The organism is uncultured Legionella sp. (genome assembly GCF_937871865.1).
Lineage (GTDB): Bacteria > Pseudomonadota > Gammaproteobacteria > Legionellales > Legionellaceae > Legionella.
This window is the reverse complement of the sequence record NZ_CALMPD010000266.1, coordinates 1-23,309: the sequence shown is the minus strand read 5'-3', so window position 1 is coordinate 23,309 and position 23,309 is coordinate 1. Positions and strand designations below refer to the sequence as shown.

Genomic DNA, 23,309 nt, shown 5'->3' with positions numbered 1-23,309 from the left:
GCTGTTGAGATCCTTTTGGGATAAAGCAGTTAATTCTTCCTGGGAGAACTTCTTCGGTAACGCGATTAGAGAGTCGAAATCTTCTTTTGTTGCTTTCTGAATGATACCGGTCAAAGAGTGTCGTTCAAGAGCTGGTTTACCCAAAAATGCCAAGAGTTTCAATGATAATTTAGTACTCATCTTCGGAAAATAATCTACAAACAGCTTGTTTAGTTCTCTTGAGCTATTTTGTCTTTGCCCAATGTTTATCATCTGTTCCATGCAGTGTTCCCACTGTGCACTATTGTCATTTAAAGCCAGTATTTTACAAGCCAGTTGCAATAAAACAAATTGAGGAATTCTATCTCTCTGGAGAATAACTGAGGCTGCATTCAAATCAAACGTTCTATGACTAATTGCTGAATATAATACATGTTCATCTGTTTGATTATGAGTAATCAGAGCCAGTAACACATCATAGCCAATAGCGGGAATTCTGCTAATATCTTCTAAATGAGTAGAGTCTATTGCTTCGGTATTGTTTAACAAGATCAATAATTCACTATTGGATAAAATATTGTATTGCAAAAGATAGCGAGCGGATAATTTGGGGTGCATCAACAGTCGTTGCCGTATTTCCGGGGTTGCCGACGGATGATTGTAAACAAAGTTCATTGATTCTTTATTTACGTGATTGGTTAGTAGTTCATTAAAGTGCTCTTCATTTAAAGGGAATGCATTGAGTTCCTGATGAAGAAAATGCCCTTCGCGAATTAAAGGATTACTTAATAACAGCATTAGCTCATGATCTGTCGGTGTTTTGCTGCGCAAAATATCCGATAATATGGCTTTGGGAACCAAGGGGTGCTGCAATAGCTGTTCTGTGACTCGTGAGTTTACTGCTGGATGATTATGGATTCTTTCCACCGTTATTTCAATTTCACATGTAGCAAGTATTATTAATAGATGATCCTCAGTGAGCTGACTATGTTGAAGCATGGCATTACGTATTGCTTCGTTACAGGCAGGATGACGCAAAATCAAAAACAGTTCATCCTCTGAAAAATTAGTGTATCGCATAAGATTTAAAATAACCTTTGGCGAAAGAAGAGGATGTTGCAATACATCTTTCCGTACTTGGGGAGTTGCGGCACGATGGTAATAGATGTTTTCAAGCAAATCCTGTTTCTGGCAGTCTTTAAGGATCGTGCTTAAATGGTTTTCTTTTATATTCCCTTTTTGTAATATGGCTGCGCGAATGGTGTTATCACAAGCTGATGGGTTTTTTAATATTAATGACACGTTGTCATCAGACAGGGTGATGTAATTATTGGTTAAAGGTAATAACATATATGGTGTCAGGTTTGATGATTGCAAAAGTGTCTGACAAGCCTGGTCATCAAAAGAGCTATGCAGATAGATCCTCGATAAAAAATCCTCGTCTTTATTAAAGGTATGGATCATTGCCAGGAGCACTGTTTGGGAAAGCTGTCCTTTTTCTAAAATTGCATTAGCAATTCCACGTCCACGATATTCTTTTATACCGGGATTATTTATTAACAGCATTAACTCTTCATCATTTAATTCGTTGCATCTTACAATCCTCTCCATTGAATACACAGAAAGCTTATTGTCTCTCAAAATTTGTTTTCGAAGTTCCGGATTAGCTGCTGGGTGAACAAAGAGATGCTCCAGATGAGTGCTGTTCACAGCAGGGTGTTGCATTATCTTGAGTAGCACTTGTGCATCGCTATTTTTTTGAGCCAGTATGCCTAAAATGGTCAAGGTCTTGATTGTGCTATCATGCTCTAAAATCTTTAATAATTGAGCGTTGGAATATACATTTGTTTTCAATAAACGTTCTAATATTCCAGCACTTAGACGAGGATCAGCAAGGATTGCATCCTGAACTTTTATTGATGAAGTTTCATAATTTGCTAAATGAAAAAATGCATCTTCATAAGGCGCATTTTTCAGAAGAAGCAATAGTTGCGATTCGGTTAAAAATGGTTTCCTGATTAAGGCCAGAAATACGCTCTCATCGAAATTCATTTGTTCCATAAACTTATCAATGTATTCACTGGTGGTACTGGCTTTTGTAAGTTCTAATAATACGGAACTGTGGAGCTCATTTGATATCTGAAGGATTGGCATTATTAAATGCTGGGTAAAGTTAGGGTTTTTAATAATGGCGTTGAGGAGATCCTTGTATGGATTTATGGTATTGATAAGAGCTATCAGCTCCTCTTCCGACTCAGCATTATCAGCTGTATTCAGGAAATATCTATTAAAAATATTCTTGTCTTTCAATGCAGGGTAGGTGCTCAAGAGATTTAACAGGCGTACACTGTGTGCGGATATCTCTTTAAGTCGCTCAGAATCCATGAGTTCCCCTCTATGTTGCAAGGGTTCACAATTAGATGACTTATAGAAGTCTTTAAGTGTCATGCCTATGCATGATTCAATAGGTTTCGTTATGGTGGACAGTGAATTATTTATTGAATTATTTATAAGAACTAAGAACGGGACATCACGTGATAAAAGACCTGTTTGTGTCTGCGTTGTAATCGTATCTATTACTTTTTTTAATGAGTTCAACTGCTTTACATGAGCATCAATATACATGAGACTGTTCATGGGCAAGCCGAACTTTTGCTGTAATTCCACAATTTGAATGTCTTTGTTTTCCCAATGTTCATTCACATACAGAAATGCATTGGCCAGTTTTTGATATTCTACAGATTGCGCAGGCAGAATCTCGGGGTAGAGCTCTTCCCAGTTAAAATGAGTCAGATCTACAAAGGCATGCTTGGCAATATAAGTAAATCCCTCTGATTTGGCCTGAGTTAGTGCAGTTTTCAATTGGTGAATATGCGCCTCACTACCTGGACGATAGGGGAGTAGATTTTTCTCAAAAAATTCAAGCTTTACTTCTGGTAGAATATTAAGCCACAATAATCCTGTATCCTGATTTGTCAGGCTGGTAAATTCTCCATTGAAAAAACGAACCTGTTCACGCAGCTCCTGATATCCAGGATCTGCAGTAATATCAGAGGGTTGATTGCCCACAACTACAGTATCCTGTGTTGTTGCAATCCAACTATCAGGCACATTCCAAATCCGAGCACCAAGTTCTTTTGCTTCTTGAGGCGTAACGATCATTGCGCGTATCTGCCCTTCGTGACGCTGGTACCAAACCAGAAATACAGGCTTTAAAAATGCATCAACGCATTCTTTCTGAGCTGAATAAGTCATGGCGTAGTTTTTACTTCCATAGAGATTATCCGAAAAAATGTCCGGAGATTCGCCATTTTTTGCACATATTTCATTCAAACGAAAAGAACGTTCTTTAACATGAGCAGGATTTTCAAAAAAAGTTGCATATTTATAATAGTAGGGCCAGTCTTTGCTATATGTTGCCTGTTGTCGAGGATCATAAGTCTCATTAAGAGTTAACATTTCTATTTGAACTTCTTTTTGTACTTCTTTTTGTATTTCGACTTCTGCATTAAAGGATTTATCCGATGCATCGTATTCGGCTAAACAAAAGGGGATGGCCTTAATAACAATGTTCTCTAATTCAAGAGACATTTTTTCAATATCTTCAGCAAAGGGAGGCATCGATGCTGATTTAAGTCGAGTCATCCACAGTTTTTGCATTTGATTTTTATAGTGACCAAGAATGCCGGCTATTGCCTGTTTTTTATTAATGCCGCCATAAAGTGCAAAAAGATCCAATGATGGCTTGTCTTCAAAAAGAGGTCTGAAGAATTGAGTCAACGCTGCTTTTTTCTCAGCATCTTCTGAAGGTAAATCCTGAATCAGGTTAATAAATTGCCGGCGAATATGATTTCGCATTTGGCCTTGGGCCGCAGCTGGGGCATCTGCAGTAACAGCCTGCTTGTCATTTTTCTTGAATTGCTTACCCAATTCATCTAGGGTAATGCCCTCCATTCGAGAAGGAACAACGAGTTCAATGGTCTGGTTTAAATCTAATTCTCTTTCCCTCATCGCTCCTTGTTCAAATTCCTGCATGCCTGTTTTATCATCAACAAATGCAATCGCATGAGCTTTATTGAATTGTTTGATATCCGTACCTGTGGTATGAATTTGATCAAAAAGAGTAAATCGCTCCTCAGGGGCAGTGTCGAGCAGACGATTTAGCTCATTAGTATCGCTGGTTCCCAGTACTATAGATTGATCTGGTTTATTCACATCTATAGCACATAAAATCTGGTCTTCATTAAAATAAAGAACCTGTTTTACAGGGTTACTAAAATGCATTGGATAGGCTTTTATATAACGCGCTGTTTGTTGAGCTACTTCATAATTATTAACACCAGTAAAAGCACCTCTGATGTCTATAAAAGCACGTGTATCTTCGCGTGTTTTTGAACGGGACAGTACGTCGCGAATAAACTGATACGTTTCCTCATTATCACAGCTGGAAATGGCTGTATTTTTATTTCGAATGACTTCAAAAATATAACCATCAGTACCCAGGGAAGGGGCTTTATCATAACTTAGTCGTTGATGATAAGCATTATCGTTTAACGGAGGAGTACCTGATATTCCTTGTACACTCCGGTACTGAGCGGCATGATTGAAATTATCACTGGATAGAATACCGCTGTCCTGCGTGATTTGCCTTAAAGAAAACTCCCGCAGAATATCAAACATGAAGGGACGATTCGATTGAAGGTGTTGATGCAATTGATTCATTTGCTCTGAGTTTTTGCTATCAAGCTGGCTAAATCGAATGCCTAATTCCTGGGTTAAAAGCATAAAGCCTTTTGCTGTTGGGGTGTCATCGATACCTGGTTTTTGATCACTCTCTGGGGATACGGGGAAATTGAATAACTCTTCCCGAGCCAATGCTTCCCATTCTGTAATGCGCTCAATAAGTTGGGCTTTGCTAATGCCTTTTAACAACATCATTTGAATGGTTTTATTGATTGCTTCAAGTTCATCCTGATAACGACTGCGTTCATTGGGTACGTTGGTTCCAGCATATGGAATTGCCAGCGTCTTCTCTATTGCATTTAAGTCTTTGCGTTTCGATGCGCCATAATGCTTGCCCAATATCTGGCTTAGAGTTTGAGGAAGGCGTACATTAATTTCCTGCTTAAAGAGTCCTAACGCGGCTTGAGTCTCTTCATCAGCGCCAAGAACTGATGCGGGCATTGTTGTGGCATTGTTAGTCAGGTACGCAATAAGTTCTTCCCGTGCTTCTGCTCCGTAACGGAGGACTGACTGAGTGACGAATTCTTTTAAGGGGCTATTCTGATCGGTAATCAGTTTTTTGGCCAGATCTGTTTTAAATGGAGTCCAGTCATAATATTCATCGAATGAAGGGGCTTCTTTAATAATCTTCATATCAATAAAACTGAACAGTGCTGTAACATTTTTAATCAGTGATGAATCTATTGGTTTAGGAGTACCAAAATTATAATTTAGCTTTTTCTTAAGTGATAAACCCAGATGGACTTCATCAATGATGCAATCAGTATGGTGACGGAAAAGATTGGTGATTTTATCGCACCAATAGACTTGTTGTTTCCATTCTTCAGTGGGTTTTTCTTCTGAGAGCAACAGTTCAAGATATTTTAATTCTAGTGATTGAACAGCTTCTCCAGTAGTTACCAAATAACTTCTCGTGTTCATTATTTCAATAAACAGGTTATAAATCTGTTCTAAGCGTTGTGCAGAACAGTCACTGTCGCGATCGAATTCAAAACGATAAGCTCGTTTGCCAAATAATCGTTGTGAGGTACTGTTTAAATCAACATGGTTTGTTGCCAAAAGAGCTTTAGGTACTTCCACCACTACCAGGTTATCGCCTTGAGCTTTTTTCTCAGCGAGTATTGGGAGAATTACTTTTGATTTCCCGCCACCCATGATAATTTTTTCGATAATTTCATTAAAACGGGTATCATGTTCCGGAGTTTTCAGTAAGGCGCGTAATGCACTGCTTTGTCGTTTACGCAAGAGAACTTGCTCTTCATGCTGCAGAATCACGATTGATGGTTCATTCAAGCCAGGAATTTCTGTTCGGGCAAGTACGTCAAGGGCTTGGGCTGCAACACTGGAATCATCTGTTGCCAGTGCCTTCAGCAGATCTGAGTGGGCTCTTTTAAGGGATTGGTGCTGGATACCATGTACTAGTGCTTTATGAATTGCATTATGTAAACGCTGTGCGTTGTTCAGGCTTAATCCTGTCTTTTCAACACTATAGGCAAAGTCTGCTTTTAAGTACAGTGCTAAAAGATCAGATTGAGTTAATGTTGGTCGTGCCTTTGATTTTTTCTCAATAGCCCACTGTTTCGCTTTTTTAGATTCTTCCGGGCCTTGATTGGCTAGAGCAAGAGCCTCTTGCCATGATTTTTCAATTTTTACTTTAAGAATAGGCTCGGCTTTTGCCGTTGCTTTACTTAACGCATTCATTATTGAATTATTTTGAATTAAATCCTGAGCAAGTTCGCGTTTTTTTTGCTCAGTTTTAAATCGAATTATTCCTGCCTGTTCTTCGATATCAAACGTTTTATCTAAATCTTCATCAAGCGTTTTTGCTAACTCATTAAGTTCATTGTCACTATCAAGTTCCAGTTTATTGTATTCTTGAATCAGGCTCTTTAATTGTCCATTGGCTCTGGAGTCGAGGTGTTTTTCGATTTTTGTCTGAGCAAGTAATGAAGGTAATTCTTTGCCGGTTGCTTTTAGGGGGGCGTGTTCAGGACGTGTCCTTTTGGCCATAATTTGTTCTGGTGTTGCTAAAATATCTTTGTAAACGTCTTTCGCCTGATAAACAAGTAATGGATTGACATGGCGATACCTTAACATTGTAATTAATTCGATAAATTTATAGGTGTTGTTATGGAAAACATGTTCATTACCAGGAGTTAATAGTCGATACAGTACATTACACAGTAATGGTATATTGGATTCTTGGTCTTTTAAGGGGATGTGGCGTTTCGCAATCAGTGTGTCAGAGCAAAAATCATAGAGTTCTTTGCGTTGCAGTACCTCTTTAGAAGTGGCAATGCTCAAAAATATGGGAAAATTCATAATAAATTCATCATCACTCATTGTTGAGGATAATGAATTAAGTGCTGGTTGAATATGTAAAGGGGTTATTATTGTTGAGCCTGGAAGTTTATGCATCCAGGTGTCCATATTGGATATGGTGGCTGGTTTTAGGTGGCCCTTTTTAATAACACAATCCTTTGCTTCCGGGAAATCCAGATTTAAAGGAATCTGTTCCAGCTCTGATGATTTGGCTGTTACAGGCTTTAAGCGTGCCAGATTACTCTGTATTAATTTTAATCGTTCATTATCCGCTTGCGTCAATGATTTATCAGCAGTTTGTTTTGCGAGCAGCGCTTCTTGTTCCTCAAGCAGTGATTCCAGGCTTAAGTTAAGCCATTCGAAGCCTAACGCACCTTGAGGGGCATTATTTTGATGATAATAATTTAATAATCGTTTTCGTTCCAAAGAGGATAGTGTATAGGTGTGTTCCAGATGGCGATTCATGGTTTGTAAACGAGTGAATGATTGGTAGATGGTCTTTGGAAGAGAGGTCTGGAATTGTTCCAGAGCTTCTTGTTCCAATGAGCCATATAAGGCATTCGCTGTGCCATCTAATGATAATGAGTTTGTTTTTGTTACATGGATAGGTCCATTTTGGGCGATGTAATCACACAACAGACTGCTTGCCTTCAGTTGGCATGCCACATAAGGCGGTGTGCTTCTTATCGGGTCGTTTTGTTCGCGCGCACTGCGTTCACCAGGTAGAATATGGGGCATCTGGTTACTGATCCAGGATATAAATTGTAACTCAGACGGATCTCCTGTTAAGCCCCCAAAGCGGGTGGTACACTCTTCAAGGGTTTTCCACGCTTTTTCGGTTTGATTGGTTGCCATGTATATGTATGCCAAATAAAGAGCATCTGCTGCTGAATCGGCTATAGGCTCACCGTTTTTTAGCTGAAACTGTACATGGCGTTCGCTATTTGGATAGTGCCATAAGGGTTTTTTCTTGGGGGGAGAATTCTGCCAGTGGTCTTCAAGGCGAGCATCTGCAATTGTTCCTGAGATATCATGTTTTAGAGGATAGAAATCGCTTGTTTGTGCATTATCTTCTGTAGCATAAAATCGGGCAACTGGAACCATATAATGTTGTTGTTCTTTACTTGCCAGAACAATCCCGGCAACAGAAGGATGAATGGGAGAGGGGATGTCAACAACTTGCTCACCAGTTTCTTTATTGAATAGAGTTCCTTGCCGTTGTTCGAAAGAAAGATTGTAACGAGGGAGTTTTATTAACGAATCTGAAAAGGCCGATTTTGCAGAGCTTAATTGAAATTTTTTACTTTCCATATTGTTAAGTAACGGTGTTTCTTTTTTTGTTAATTGCTCACCAGTCTCAAATCCTTTTTCGTCCAATACCTTAATCATGCCATATTTTATTACATAAACAGGAACATTGTTCTGGACTACTAAGCCATCATATGGGGGGGCTACGGTGCACCACAGATTCATCGTCCCGTCTTTTAGGATAGGGGGGAGTTGGGTTGCTAAGGGTTGCAGGTTTTGGTTAGCCTGCCGGGCTTCATGATCTGTAGATAATGCTTGCAGTTCATAATTGACTTTATTTCCCTCGATAGTCCAGAATTTCTGAACCGTCAATACATTTTTTTGGCAGAAAAGACGTACTTCCTGGTGTTCATCAGGGAGAACTATATAATCCTCATTGGCGGTCATAAGGCATTCTTTTACGTTCTCTAGTCCTAATTCTTTAATTAATGGATGATTTTGAATAGCCAGGGGCACACCACTTCGTGCCAGGCCTTGCTCGTACATTTTTCCTTTTAATGCATTAAATTGATAATTAGCATTGGTTTTCGTATTTAAAACAGTGAATACGGGAAAGTCACCACTGATCATAATCTCTTGTTCTGGCTGTTTTGCTATCTTCTGGATTGTTGTTTTAATCGTCTGAGTTAATTGTTCTCTTGGTTGCTTTTGAATAATTGATTGAAAATGAGCCGCTGTGCGATCTACCAGTATGGTGTGTGCTTTATCTTCAAGTATTAACGGATTGGTATGACTATTGATGTAATTATAAGCTTGGTAAGCTCGAGTCATCAGCTCTTTTGATTGTTCTCCCTGTTCCATACGTGCTACAAGATTGAGAAAGAGGTATTGTTGTAATACGTAGGTTATTTCTGGTTTGTTCTCAAGGGATAGTTGCTTTTCCAGATCATTCTGAATTGTTTTTAAACGAGCAAGCCCTGCAGGTTGTTTATTTAATAACATATAGTGACTGACAAGAAAATCCAGCCGCAAAAACAAAAGCGAATTATGTTGATGTTGCCCATTCAGGGAGAAAAATTTGAGGCCTGTTTTTAAAAAAGCATCAAATTGTGGCAAAAATTCAGGTTTTGATAGGGCCTTAAGTAAAAGTCCTGGCTGGAATATGTTTGCTTCTATATAACGTTGATTGGCTTCTTCTGACAGTTTTTCAATGTTTCGTTTAAAATAATCCAGCGTCAGCGCTATTTGCAGCGTTGGTTCACTTCGCAGATGTAAATAATCTCGGGCGATAATATCTGCTTGGGTAACATGACGTGTTTTTTGTTTCTCGTCAGAGGTTTGTGCTGGGTTTAATTGAATCTGGTTTGCTGTTTTAGGGGTAATTGGGCGCACAAAACTACTTCTGCTGGATATATCTGCATTCAAGGCATCTTTTGCTGGTGAGTCATTTAAGGGATATTTTGATTTAGGTAAATCAACTAATAAGTTTTCATAAGGTACAAATGAGGGAAATAAGGGGGTCGATACACGAAACTTTCCACGCTCAATAGCTAATCTAAACCATACCGTATCTAAATATTTAACCTCATAAAAAGGAGCAATTGCTTTTCTTAGTTTTGATTCATGCTCTATATGAGTAAGCACCTTTTGGATAATCGGTTCGTATTTTGCGTCAAGCGGGTTTAATGATTTATCTTTATGATACTGTTCTATCATAAAGAGTGCTTTTAGCCCTGATTTTCTGATTTCCTGATGCAGTTCTCCAGCATTCGTACTGAATTTTTTGTCATAAAGGAGACTTAATTCTTCATTTAATACTGGTTCTGACTCCACCAACTGTTTCAAAAACAAATGATACTGAGTAAGATTTTGATAAGATGCATTGTTATTGCGTGAGTGCAACTCTTGGAGCAGTTGATCAATAATGGGATTATTCGTGGCGTAAAAAGGATTTCGTTCCTGATTGCCGAGCATCGATTTCATCATCGCATCAGAAAATGGCTTAAACGAAGGAGTATTGTTATTTAACGAGCTCATGTCATGAACATCTATCTGCAGGCTTATAATACTTAATAGCATCAAATTCATTGCGGGAATTTGTTCTTTTTTAAGCCAACTATTTTGTAGGTTCAGTAATAATGTCTGAATATCTGTGAGGCGATTTTTTAAAAGTCCAAAATCGCTCATGTCAGCAAATTCGCGGTAAAAATTAGGATTGTTGGGTATAAGCGGTAACTGTAGAATAAGATGTTCCAGATAATTATATTGGGCTGCTGGATCAGTAATTAAATTAATATTTGCAATCGCTTCATTAAGATTCTTTAACAAATCCTTGCCATCCCCCAAATTAATGGGCGAGGCCAATTTTTGGCCTTTGTACTGTTGATCTAGTTGCACCTTGGGACTTATACTTTTACCGGTATACACTTGCAGTGAAAAAACATCCTTGGGCGCATTGACGGCTTGTTTTGGTATGTCAAATGGGGTTGTTTTTAATTTTATTTCCAGTGCAGAAATGTTTTTAAGTTCTTTTTCTATTCGCTGGTCTGAAAACAGCCCGGGAGTATTTAAGATTTTTAAATTGTTCTCAATGGCCAATCTTATTTGATGAGCCACAGCTGGATTATAAGGCTGTTGTTTTTGGAGGCAGGCATCAGCGTATTCATACAGAGCATGCTGTTTGAAATCAAAGATAAATTCCTGATACTTTTTTTCAGTCGAGGTTAATATTTTAATCATTTGATGGATGCAGCGTTGTGAACAGGTACCTGATAACTGTCCTCCGGTGTATGCATGCTTGGGAATATCCTTGCTCGCATCAATCTCAGAACCCTTAATGTAACTGATAGTTGGAAAAATCTCCTCATAAAGGACTTTTTCGTCAATAGGCTTATTTCTTTCTTGTTTTGATACTGGAAGCCTGGCTTTAAGGAGTCGTTCAATAAAACGAATCAGTTCTTCTTTGCTTTTAGCTGAGGTGACGCTGGGAACATGCCAGGATTTTGTAGGATTATATAATTCTTTTTCCTTATTTGATTTTTTTGCATGATAATTAAGACCAGCACCAGCATTTACTGCGGAAAATTTAAAACCATCAGCGTGAGGGCTAAACTCATAAACCATTGCGTGGCCACCATTACTGCTGTGCCATCCTCCTGGAATTAATATTTTGCTGTCTTCTTTCATGTTCATAACATCTTCTGCTATCTTGCGAGCCAAATCATCGACTTGTTGAGCAGAAGAGTCAGAATCATGGTGCATTGCTTCCAATTTTTGTTCAGTATCTATCAGATACTGCAATTGATTGAATAACTCCGCATATTCTGGTGGAACAGATGCTTTATTATGACTATTTGAAGAAAGGTAATTCGTTAGGTACTCTACTGTTCGGGAAAATCGATTTCCTTGTAATTGAAATGTGCCAGCTAGAGATGAATCATTTTCAATGTGAGCAAATAGGTTCGCGTCAATAGTCATATTTATGTTTAAATTATGAGATTATGGGGTAATTATAGGGCAGTGTGATTTTAAAAGAAATGCTTTGGTGTGATAACAGGTGCTTTTTGTCGAAATTAATGCAAAATCTTCTTTTTTTGATAATTTTGTTAATAAAACCTTAAGTTTAGGGCATGATTTAAGCATAAATTGCTTCTTGGATGAGAATTAATTGTTGCTTTAAAGAGGGATATTTTGTCGGGTCAAAGATCCGAACAATGATATGAGTATTTATTTAAGTGAACGAGAATTATTAAATTCGATATCAGATAATTCTGAAAGCTGTTGTTCAAAGCTGTAGGCTGGTTTCTTTTTTTCTACATGCAATGGTTTATTTTCCTGAATCACACTTGCTTTTGCAGATCCTCCCAGAAGACTTAATTTTTTAATACTGTCATAGGGAAGGGTTGATGCTTTTTTATTTTCTTGCCATCGTTCCAGACTTTGTTCATCACTGTCAAACACTTTGTACCTTGATACATTCTCTAAATAGTCTTCATTTTTTTTTCTATCAGTGACGGTATGAGGGTTTCTTTTGATAAATTGTGCTTGACGGATTCGTTTGTCTTTAATTGCCCGAGATTCTTTTCCACAAAGAGTATCCAGATTATGAACGTGTAGCAGTTTACTTTGGAAGGAATCATGTCCGTGGACATAGGTAATGGAATAGCCATTTTTAAAAGCAGGTCTTGCGAAATCAGTTTCTTTTGTTTCTTTCCATCTATTCCAGGTGAAATAGATTAATGGCCAGTAGGTTTTTTCATCGGTGCTCATATTCGTTTTATCTATTATTAGATCATTTTCAAATAAGGTATGTAAAATATTCTTATTGGCGTACTCCTGGATTTTCAGATTAATCTTATCAATGCTACCTGCCAGGGCTTCTTTAGTTGAATCAGCGTAAACTATTCCTAAATGTTCTGCGACTAATCGAATGCTGTCAAACTCAACTGGAGCATGGGTAAACAAAGTGATTCCTTGTTCACTCAGGCTGTAATCAATTAATTTCAAGTTTGGTTTGTAACTGTTCTCGATTAAACGACACAATTCAGTATTGTCTATAATTTCTTCTTCTATAAGTAGTTTTAGCCCCAAAAATGAAACGGCTTGATTGCTGGGAACAGTCCCTAGCGCGTTGAAGGGTAAATTATCCATGAATTGTTCGTATGCATAGATTAATTCACAACCATGATTGGATATAATATCCACTAATTGACTGTTATTTTTTTGCAGGAAATCAAATATTTTTAACGTAAAATAGTCGCAATTACCTCGATCGCCTACTTCATCGCCTATCAAACGGGACAATGTTTTATTATCATTGACGTCGAGCATCGTCATCAACTCATTGAATCCTTCAATACAACTACGAAACCGTCCTTTTAGGAGAGCTAACTGTTCTTCGTAGTGTTTTGCCTGAGGAGCGAGAACCGACATTTGTTGATGAAGCTGGGTTAATTCCTGATTCTTCTTTGTCTCATCAATTGCTGTGTGTGGGGGGGAATTGTTAAGATGTTTAATAATTCGCCATTGAATGACTTTTAATTCATCCTGTATTGGGTGCAATCCGCGATGGAGCTTAATATATATTTGCACTAATTGGCCATAGAGCTCATAATTTTCGACAAACTTCTGGTAGGCATCGTTTACATTCAGCACTTCTTTTTTAAAGGTGATTATCTGGTGGCGGAACAGAAAATGAAGGAGTTTTATCGTGTTTCCATGCAGATCACCAAGGGTAATTGAGCCCAGATTGTCCTCAAATTCATTGGGATAACTATAAATATCAATGTTTTTATTGATAATTCGGCAGACCATATTAAATCCATTTGAAAAAGCGCATTGTAGGTTAATTAGAACAATTAATACATCGTCTCAAGCCCCTTTATGAGGCGGGCTTGAGATTGATTTTAGCGTGCTTTAATAATTGAGCGATGGCTTTGGGTGTAAGGATCTTTTTCTTATTCGATAACCCACGATGGTATCAATCATCTTGGCGAACGCGCCATTACCTAGAACATTGGCACTGGTAATGACTGGATCAAACAAAATATACAAGGCTGTAATTAATGACATCATCTGAGCATTGAAGCCAAGATGTGCCTCCAGAATCGGAAGCATTACGATAATTCCTCCTCCAGGTATGGCTGCTACTGAAAATTTGGCAATAACAAAATATAAAGTGAATATCAGATAGCTGACTAATGACGGCTCTTCCATACCAAAACTTCTTAAGACTGCGTAGGCAAAAATAGGAATAGCGAAACAGTCACCAATCAGGTGAATATTGACTGTAGCAGGAATAACAGCACGTGACAGTTCTTTATGTTTCGTATTGTTTTCCACGCCCATAAGAGTTAACGGCATGCTGGCTGCACTGGACATTGTACTAAATCCACTAATTGCTGCTGGCAGCATGTTTTTGAGATCGTTTAATAAGCCTGTTACTTTGAATTGATTAAGTCCCCAAAATAACAAACTTATGTAGGTAAATTGTGCCAGTGCTATGAGGAGAAAAATTGGGGCGTAGTCTTTGATGATGACAGATACCACACCATCATATTGTAACTTAACAATAAATCCGGCAACAAAAAATGGAATAAGATACACAATCATTTTGAGTAAACCAGCTATAAGCTGGTCTGCTTTATTCGCAATTGTTTCGGCTCTTTTCGGGGTGAGTCGGGACAACAGAGCACCAAGAATAATACCAGCAAACATCGCCTTGTCGTTGGCTAACAAGCGAGGGGGTTCAAAAAACCATAAAGGGAGTAATTCCATGGATTTTTGGGGTGTAATCATAGTGAAATCAAGATGATAGATTCCTATACCCACATAATGACTAAGAAAAGTAGAAATAAAATTGGAGATGCAGACAAAAAGGAGAACAAGCCCAATAATCTGAGTTGCTTTTTTTGATAATGTAATTACCGTTTTTAACAAGAGTCCAAAGATTATGAAAGGTAAAACCAGAACAATTATGGATTTAATGCTCAAGCTGATTGAGTATAAAAACTGCTTTAACTCAAAAGGCATGATTGGGGATAGCATGACGCTGGCGAAAATAATACCCAGCAAAATAAATGGCATTCTATGAAACATAATGGTTTCCTCGAAGAGGTTGTGAAAAAGGGCGATAAATAATGTGAAACAGCAGATGAATACCGGACTAGCCGGTGGTATTGGTCGTAAAAATGGTCATGAAGGTGTTTATAAAATTCATGTGGGCAAAACCAACAAATAAAATGAATACAATGGAACAACCCTAACACATGCCTTTTTTTTAGGCAATGATTATTTAAATAAAAACGATTTAATTGCCTGCACTCATAGTTTATTACCTCAACAAGGAGCTCATAGACGCGGGCACGCGTCACTGCCATGAAGTTAAGTATTTGGCCGTCATCCTGAGCATGACGTATTTTTCAACTTAATGGCAGTTTATTAATGTATTTATTTTGTACTATGCTATAGAGAAGTCTTATTTGAGTACGCTATTGTGATTGTTATCAGAAAAAGTGCTGACCGAGGCAAAACTCATTTGGATTGGCTGTATAGTCTGCATACATTTTCATTTGCGGACTATTATGATCCTGAGTTTATGGGCTTTAGTGTTTTGAGAGTCATTAATGAAGATAGTGTTCAGGCCGGGAAGGGCTTTGGGCGACATTCGCATCAAGCTATGGAAATCATTTCCTATGTGATAGACGGGGAGTTGGAGCATAAAGACAGTATTGGTAATGGCTCCATCATACGTAAAGGTGATATCCAGTTGATGTCTGCAGGAACTGGTATTGCTCACAGTGAATTTAATCATTCGGCTACTGAACCGGTACATTTTCTTCAAATCTGGATAATACCTCAAACGCGTCTTAACGCTCCGGGTTATCAGCAACAACCGATTAATAAAGTGCCGAACCAGTTATTATTAATTGTTTCTGGCCAACAGGGTAAGGATGTAGTGAGCATTCATCAGAATGTGGATGTCTATGCTGCATTTCTTGATGAAGAACAAATGCTCAAACATGTGTTTCACCGTGATCGTTGTGGATGGCTGCAATTAATAAAAGGCACTCTGATGCTCAATGGATATCAGATGTCCGCTGGTGATGGGGCGTCAATTACTCAAGAGCAGATCGAGATTAAATCAATAAGCAATACAGAGTTTATATTATTTGATTTGCCTTGATTCATATTCAATAAGGAGCACTCTTGTTGGAATGGCAAAGAGACTGGGCTAGAAAAGAGACCTACAATGGGTAGTGTAAGAGAGCATAGTGGCGCTTATGGCATGGGAGTCGATTACGCCTACGCTATGGTTCATAAGCAAAAGCCAAGAACTCAATGGTCAGGAAAAGTGGTTAAATAGCTGATTGGATCAGGAGTTACATTATTATGGATGTTATCTTTTATAATGGCCAGTTTCATGGCCCAGGTATTAATGGTAAAAAAATAACTGCTGTTGCGATTATGAACCAACGTTTCTATCAGTTGGGCTCTGATAAAGAAATCATGGACTTAAAAACAACGTCAACCCAGGCTGTTGATTTACAGCAGAGGGTAGTCATTCCTGGACTCAATGATTCTCATATCCATCTGATTCGCGGTGGTCTTAATTTTAATATGAAATTACGCTGGGATGGAATTTCAAGTCTTGCGGATGCTTTGCTGATGTTGAAAGAGCAAGCACAGAGGACTCCTGCACTACAATGGGTTCGTGTGGTGGGCGGATGGACTGAGTTCCAGTTTAAAGAACAACGTATGCCAACGCTTGATGAAATTAATGTTGCGTCAAAATATACTCCTGTTTTTGTGTTGCATTTATATGGCCGAGCGTTGTTGAATAGAGCTGCACTTGCAGCTATTGGATACGATAAAAATACGAAAGAATTACCAGGAACCTTTATCCAACGAGATAAAGCAGGGAATCCTACTGGTATGCTTATTGCGAATCCTAATGCCATCATTCTTTATTCTGCATTGGCGCAAGGCCCCAAATTGGCTCATGCGGATCAAATTAATTCCACTTTGCATTTCATGCGGGAACTCAATCGACTAGGAATAACGAGTGTGGTTGATGCGGGTGGGGGCTTTCAAAATTATCCCGAAGACTATGAAATCATTAATCAGCTGAACCTGGAGCATAAATTAACTGTCCGAATTGCTTATAATTTATTTACTCAACGGCCAGGTCATGAATTAGATGATTTTTCACATTGGACCAGTACTACCAAATACCAGCAAGGTGATGAGTATTATCATCATAACGGTGCTGGTGAAATGCTTGTTTTTTCTGCGGCAGATTTTGAAGACTTTTTACAACCCAGACCCGAGCTGGCGCCTTCTATGGAAGAGCAATTGGAACCAGTAGTGCGATTATTGGCAGAAAACAAATGGCCGTTTCGTTTGCATGCAACTTATGACGAGTCGATAGCAAGAGCTTTAACGGTTTATGAGGAAATTCATAAAGAAATACCCATCAATCATTTAAACTGATTTTTTGATCATGCAGAAACCATCTCTGAACATTCTATTGAGCGAGTAAAAAAACTGGGCGGCGGCATTGCCATTCAAAATCGAATGGCATTCCAGGGGGAGTATTTTCTTAACCGATATGGAAAGGAAAAAACATTATATTCTCCGCCCATAAAAAAAATAATAGATGCGGATATTCCTGTTGGTATGGGCACTGATGCGACTCGAGTATCCAGTTACAATCCCTGGTTGTGTCTTTATTGGCTCACAACAGGAAAAACTGTTGGCGGCACATCGCTTTATCAGGAAGATAATATCCTTTCCAGAGATAAAGCTTTAGAACTTTATACCAAAGGCAGCGCCTGGTTTTCGAATGAGGCAACAACTAAAGGCTCCTTTTTGCCTAATCAATTGGCTGATTTTGCGGTGTTATCACACGATTTTTTTAGCGTATCAGACGAAGAAATTAAAAATATTTATTCTTTAATGACCGTAGTGGGAGGGAAGGTGGTTCATGCGTGTGAGCAGTTTTCTCAATACAATCCCCCCTTACCTCCAGTGAGTCCTGATTGGTCTCCAGTAATGCATTATGGTACTTATGGAGCTAATAAACTTCTGGCAAATACCGTAATGAGGTATCAGCACTCCTGTAAGGCACTATCCCATCATGAGCAGCATAGAGTGCATGATTCCTGGGGTTCTGGCTGTTTTTGCTGGGCGTTTTAATCGTCAGGAAAGATAAAGATGGCATACAAACACGCCTCCGAATACCGCGACTTGTTCGCGGTATTCGACTTTAGCCATAAACCAGGCTTTGAACTGCAATTGCAACTGCTGCTACCGCAGTTGCTTGCACCAGTTGCTTGTGTTCTTTAAAGAACCCGTAAATAAAATCCATATTAGACGGTTCTACGACTGATTTGGTGCGTGAAATAGTTGCCTGAATTTTTTCAGTAATCACCGCTTTTTTCTCAATTGGTTTTTCTGTGTTTTTTTGTTTTTTCTGGTTCATCTCGTTATATTGAATGATTTGATCTTCTGTTCTGTTAAAATCATTATTTAATTTTTTTATCTGCAGGATCAGATCATTGGGATAGGATTGTGCTGTTTGACTTGGTGGAATTTGCTCATTTAATTCAAACTCTGCTTCGATACTGCGCTTTTCGGCGCTTTTAATTTCGTTGAGTAATGATACTTCAAAAAAAATGGAGATGAATTGATAAAACATTTTGGTTATAAACCATTTGCCTTGCCATTCATTATTTAGCTCTTCTTGTTTCTGTTTTGCCTGATTGTATGTGTTTTGTTTTTTTGAAAAACTCTCGATTTTGTTTTTTACCAGGCCCTTTTTATTTTTTATCTCTTCCAGGTATTGTTGAAGTTTCTCTAATTCAGTGAGTTCAACTGGAGGAGTGGTTTCTTTTTGGGTTTCAGCCTTAATGTTATCAACTGGAGTGGCCATCTTAACTAATCTGGAGGTGTATTCTTGTGCTGTTTCATTACTGTCTTTTAATAACAATGCTTCATTTATTTCAATATGTTGACTGGAGCAATAGCGCGTGATTTCAGCAAGCATTGCTTTGGATTGATTACGAGTCGGAACTTTTTTCTCATTGACACTGCTGGTGACAAAGCCTTTAAAAAAATAACCAATAGAACCTTGATAACTTACCTGTTCGTAGTTGGATAAATGTTGGTAATAGTTTATTGCGAATACCAGGGTATTTGTATCCACTATTTTAGGCAGATTAAACTTGTATACTTTCTCTGGAGCGATGAAAGATATCTCATTATTATATAATTTTGATAATCCTTGTAATTTAGCTGCTACTTGTTTTATTTCAGTGATGCCTAGCTTTTCGATGGTTAATCCAATTTCGACCATGCTATTAGCGGTGTTTATCTGTTGAGAATATTCGGCATTTTCTGATGGCTTAGGTAGCGTATCAATGCATGTTTTGAATTGTTGCCAATAAGTCGTCATTGAGATCATGAAAATCCTTAATTCGAGCAAATAAAATTCAAATGTAAACTGCTTATAAGAAAAAATCTACCGTTTGAATTAATTGAGGTATGGTTTGAGCCATATGTTATCACGTGGATTTAATTGTGTACATTTCTCCTGTTGAAAAATAAATTCCCCTTTAGTCATTACCTACCATGCCTATTGCCAGTTCATTCGTGGCATATAACTTTTAATTCCTGCATTTGCTTGATGGGGTTAAATACTTCTATAGGTTGGCAGGCTGTTTTCATGGGAGCGAGTCCTACTGCTGCAGAGGGGCAGACACCGGGGCAGGGATGTTCTATATCATAGGATCTCGCGCATAATGAGAAATCACCAAAATTACAGTTACATTTACAAGCAGAGGCTTGTAACTGATAAGGGATTAGCATAACAATAAATAATATGATTGTTTTCATCGAGAATCCTTTCAATAGGTTGGTGATCGGTTATCATTAGGTTGCAATTTGACTTATGTGTTTATAATTATAGCATAATTGTGTGCTGAAATTAAACTTCAACAGTTGCTTTTATAAAATGTGAATAATTTCTTATGCCCCACATTTGTATCTTGATGGCACGCAAAAAATCTAATTCTTAATCAACTTAATACTCCCTTAACTATCTTGGCTTACAATGAGTCTTCATGATCAAAAAAGAGTTTATTTTCCTCTTGTTGAATCGGAAATATTGCAATAATTTGCGACAAAGCCGTGGTAATTAGGAAAAATAAAATTCTCCCAGATTATTAAGAGATTACTGTGATATCTGATAACTGTATGAAAAATAAAATTTTTATATTCAAACACACGAAGTGACTTATAAATAATCAATAAATTTATGATTGATTATATAAATACTGGTGTAACTATGGTTGATGATTACGACTTTTTATGCGGAAACGATTTTACATTCGTCAAACTTGCGCTGGGAAATGATAATTATCACACGATTAAAGTTCAGGCAGAGTTAGCGGTTACTATTGATTTTTCTGGGGGGCTTAGGCATCTGGAAGAAATTATTATTGATAGATGTAGCGAATTCACTCAAATTAAATGGCCTGAACAAACTCAAAATATTAAACGCCTGAAGATTGGTCATTGTCCTAAGCTGGAAGTTCTGGATCTTTCTATCTTGGTGAACTTAGAAGAGCTTGCAATTGTTAATTGCACTAAGTTAACGAAAGTGAAAGGACTGGGTGAACACGTTAAACAAATTAATATACAAGGATGTCAGTTAGACAGTCTGGATCTGATACACTGTAAAAAAATCGAAGACTTTATACTGACAACCTGCCACCCGGGCCTCAATCTTAATTTCAAAAACAGCCCTTATCTTCATTCTGTAATTATTAATTTAGACTCCGCTAAACACCCAAAAGCTGAAAGTGATTACATGGAGCGCAGTGAGAAAGTAGACTGTACCTTTAATGAGTGTATTTATCTTGATAGTCTGGCCATAAACTCATTCACTATTCCGACTTACGTTGATGTTACAGGATGTATCGGCCTAAAAACAGCGCTGTTTATATTAGGAGATCAGGCACAAATAACCGGATTGTCAACATGCACTCAATTAGATGAACTCCTTGATATTGAAAACAAACTGATGGACGTGACCCGTTATGCAATCAAAAATAAAAAGAAGGCATTAAAATTACCTGAACACCCGGATGATGTGGAAACAATAATCCAACAAAATGGATTTCTACGAAAAAATAAACGGTGTTTGGTTAAACTTCAATTGCTCATGAAGCCGGAAGAAAGCGGTCATCTTCCTCTTTATAATAAATATGTAATAAAAAATCCTAGAACCAGATTGGCAGATTCAAATTCGCCAGATTTTAAATCCGAATATAAGAATAAATCATTAATTCAGGAGCAATATACTCCGTGGCGGTATGAACCTGTGTTCAATACGGTGGAACAACGTGTTCAATCCCAGTATCAGTATGGTTTATGGGACACTTACTTTTTCAATAACCAGGAAAAAGCGCAAAAGAACATTGGTCAATTACATACTTCTCATAAACAGAACCAACCTTTGCATCATGACCTTATTTTTTTCCCTAAAATTATTATTACTGATCTTGATAGTATTTTTTTTCATATCAAAATAAATCAACCTCAGCCTTTAATGCTAACGAAGCTTATAAAATTAATAAACCATGATGCTTACCCAATAATTAATTTAAAAAAAGCAAAGCCAATACTTAAGCCTATTATTTACGGGCCCCAATTAAACAGAGAAAAAAACACGTACAATAATGAAAAAATAGCAGGTAAAAAGGAACTCGACTTTCCTATGTCTTTGTATGGCGCAGCTCCTTCGCAAGCAGAAAAAGAACGATTAGCGGCTATACCCGCACTTGCTTCTGAAGAAAATGAAAACACACTGTTATCCGTTTTGGAATTACATAATAAGCAGGTCCCTTATAATGGAGCTAATGGTTTAAAAGCCCCGCTGGTTCCTGCTGGCAATGAAAATAAAAAAAATAATCTGTCGACTTATAAGGTAAAAGACAAGCACCTCCCTAAGAGGGAGTTAGTCGGAGCTAAAAAAGAAGCAGTAGCGACTGAACCGCTTAAGGCAGAGTCGGTGCTTACCAATTATGATACTGAATCAATGTTCTTGTCAGAGTTGGTAATTAAGGAAACACTCAATTCTCAAAACACATTGGTGGGAGCTAAAAAAGAGGCGGTAGTAGCTGAGCCGCTTAAGGTAGAACCAGCACTTATTGATTATGATCCCGAGTCAATATTTTTGTTGGGCTTGGTAATTGAGGAAACGCTCAATTCTCAAAACACATCAGTTGCTGCGGTAAAAACAAAAGCAGACACCCAATATTTAACTACAGAACCTGTTCTTGTTGATTATGATAGTGAAGATTCATTCTTGTCAGCCTTGGATGTTAATGCCAAGGTTGATTCTCAGGATTCTTCGACTCCTACTAAAAAAGCAACAGCAGATACCCAATACGCCGAAGCGGATCCAGTACTTTCTGAATATGAAGACGATACAGCAACGTTGATTGCCTTGGGTGCAAAAGAAAAAAGTGATTTAACAGAGGCTAAAAAAGTAAAGGTTGATGGGAGTTACTTAATTGCAAATGCGACAGATGACAAAAAAACGCCTAAAACCTCGTATAATGAAGATTTTAATTATTCATATCATGTTGTCAGAGCATTAGTTGATTTAAAGCCTCAAGATTCAGATCTGTTATCGGATGATTTTTTTGTTGTTAGGAGCATTAAAGAAAGGAACGATAAAAATGTGCAAATGATAACGAACAACACATTTCCTGCACAGACTGCTGATAATGAATATACTTATACTCCCCATATTGCCCGAGCATTAGTTGATTTGAAACCTCGAGTTTCCGACTTTGACTCTGACGATTTTAACTCCTTCTATCTTATGGAGTTCAATGAGCAAATCAATAAATACGCTAAAGAAATGCAGCATGATTTGAATGAACTAAGTCATTTGATTCCTGCTGCAAAAATAAAAACAGAGAATCAATATCTTTCAGCTGTTCCCATGCTGGCTACTTATGAGAGTGAGGAGCAATACTTAATTGCCATCAACATAAATCCAGGTATGACCTTTTCGAATGATTTTATTGCTGCTGAGAATTTTTGTGAACAAAATGACCGGGTGAATGAAGAGATTATGAATGACCCGGTTGATGATATTGAATTTGATGCTTTAAGGGAGTTGCTTATTGAGTGCGACCTTCTTGATGACGTGCTTAATGATGAGTCAGGTACGCTACTTCAATACATGATGGAAAAGGCTCAATCCCTTGAATGGGACTTGGGAGACGATTTTAATAGTTTAGAGGAAATCATTGAACCTGATAATTCAATGGATATTGAGTTAGAGTCTGAGATTGAAGAAGAATATGATACTGATTCTTTGGATTGTTGTGCTGTTTGGTCGACAGGGGAGCTTGATGAGTATGATTTTTTAGAAGAGCAGCCCTCGGCTCCTGTTTTGAGCGATGAGATGAATGAATTGCTTGATCTAATGACTGATGAGG

7 protein-coding genes and 1 pseudogene are annotated in these 23,309 nt (G+C 37.9%); 3 read left to right on the top strand and 5 right to left on the bottom strand.

Annotated features, from left to right (window positions below):
* The 3 genes from Q0495_RS14405 to Q0495_RS14395 all read right to left on the bottom strand — a co-directional run.
* The coding region (locus Q0495_RS14405; RefSeq protein ID WP_298627535.1) for a DUF3638 domain-containing protein at positions 1–11,769 on the bottom strand (11,769 nt) is incomplete at its 3' end.
* Positions 11,770–12,018: 249 nt separating this feature from the next.
* Positions 12,019–13,605, bottom strand: coding sequence for a Dot/Icm T4SS effector Wip (gene wip / locus Q0495_RS14400; protein WP_298627533.1), 1,587 nt, complete (start codon positions 13,603–13,605; stop codon positions 12,019–12,021).
* A gap of 102 nt (positions 13,606–13,707) precedes the next feature.
* Entirely contained in the window at positions 13,708–14,889 is a 1,182-nt protein-coding gene (locus Q0495_RS14395; RefSeq protein ID WP_298627531.1) for a cation:dicarboxylase symporter family transporter, read from the bottom strand.
* Between the two features lie 397 nt (positions 14,890–15,286).
* On the opposite strand from Q0495_RS14395, the gene Q0495_RS14390 reads away from it, so the two are divergent.
* Positions 15,287–15,976, top strand: coding sequence for a pirin family protein (locus Q0495_RS14390; protein WP_298627529.1), 690 nt, complete (start codon positions 15,287–15,289; stop codon positions 15,974–15,976).
* A gap of 206 nt (positions 15,977–16,182) precedes the next feature.
* Positions 16,183–17,988 (top strand): annotated as a pseudogene (locus Q0495_RS14385) (amidohydrolase).
* A gap of 70 nt (positions 17,989–18,058) precedes the next feature.
* Here the strand turns inward: Q0495_RS14385 and Q0495_RS14380 are convergent.
* Positions 18,059–19,246: a hypothetical protein gene (locus Q0495_RS14380; RefSeq protein ID WP_298627528.1), complete on the bottom strand. Its 1,188-nt coding sequence runs from the start codon at positions 19,244–19,246 to the stop codon at positions 18,059–18,061.
* A gap of 191 nt (positions 19,247–19,437) precedes the next feature.
* On the bottom strand, positions 19,438–19,686 hold the full coding sequence (locus tag Q0495_RS14375) for a hypothetical protein (RefSeq protein WP_298627527.1): 249 nt from the start codon (positions 19,684–19,686) through the stop codon (positions 19,438–19,440).
* 421 nt (positions 19,687–20,107) lie between these two features.
* Between Q0495_RS14375 and Q0495_RS14370 the strand changes: the two genes are divergently transcribed.
* Positions 20,108–23,309 (top strand): hypothetical protein (locus Q0495_RS14370; RefSeq protein ID WP_298627525.1); only part of this gene is annotated, 3,202 nt, incomplete at its 3' end.

Excerpts from the sequence above, each read along its gene's own strand:
- wip (WP_298627533.1), bottom strand. The coding sequence starts at position 13,605 with ATGGTCTGCCGAATTATCAATAAAAACATTGATATTTATAGTTATCCC.
- Q0495_RS14395 (WP_298627531.1), bottom strand. The coding sequence starts at position 14,889 with ATGTTTCATAGAATGCCATTTATTTTGCTGGGTATTATTTTCGCCAGC.
- Q0495_RS14380 (WP_298627528.1), bottom strand. The coding sequence starts at position 19,246 with ATGACGACTTATTGGCAACAATTCAAAACATGCATTGATACGCTACCT.
- Q0495_RS14375 (WP_298627527.1), bottom strand. The coding sequence starts at position 19,686 with ATGAAAACAATCATATTATTTATTGTTATGCTAATCCCTTATCAGTTA.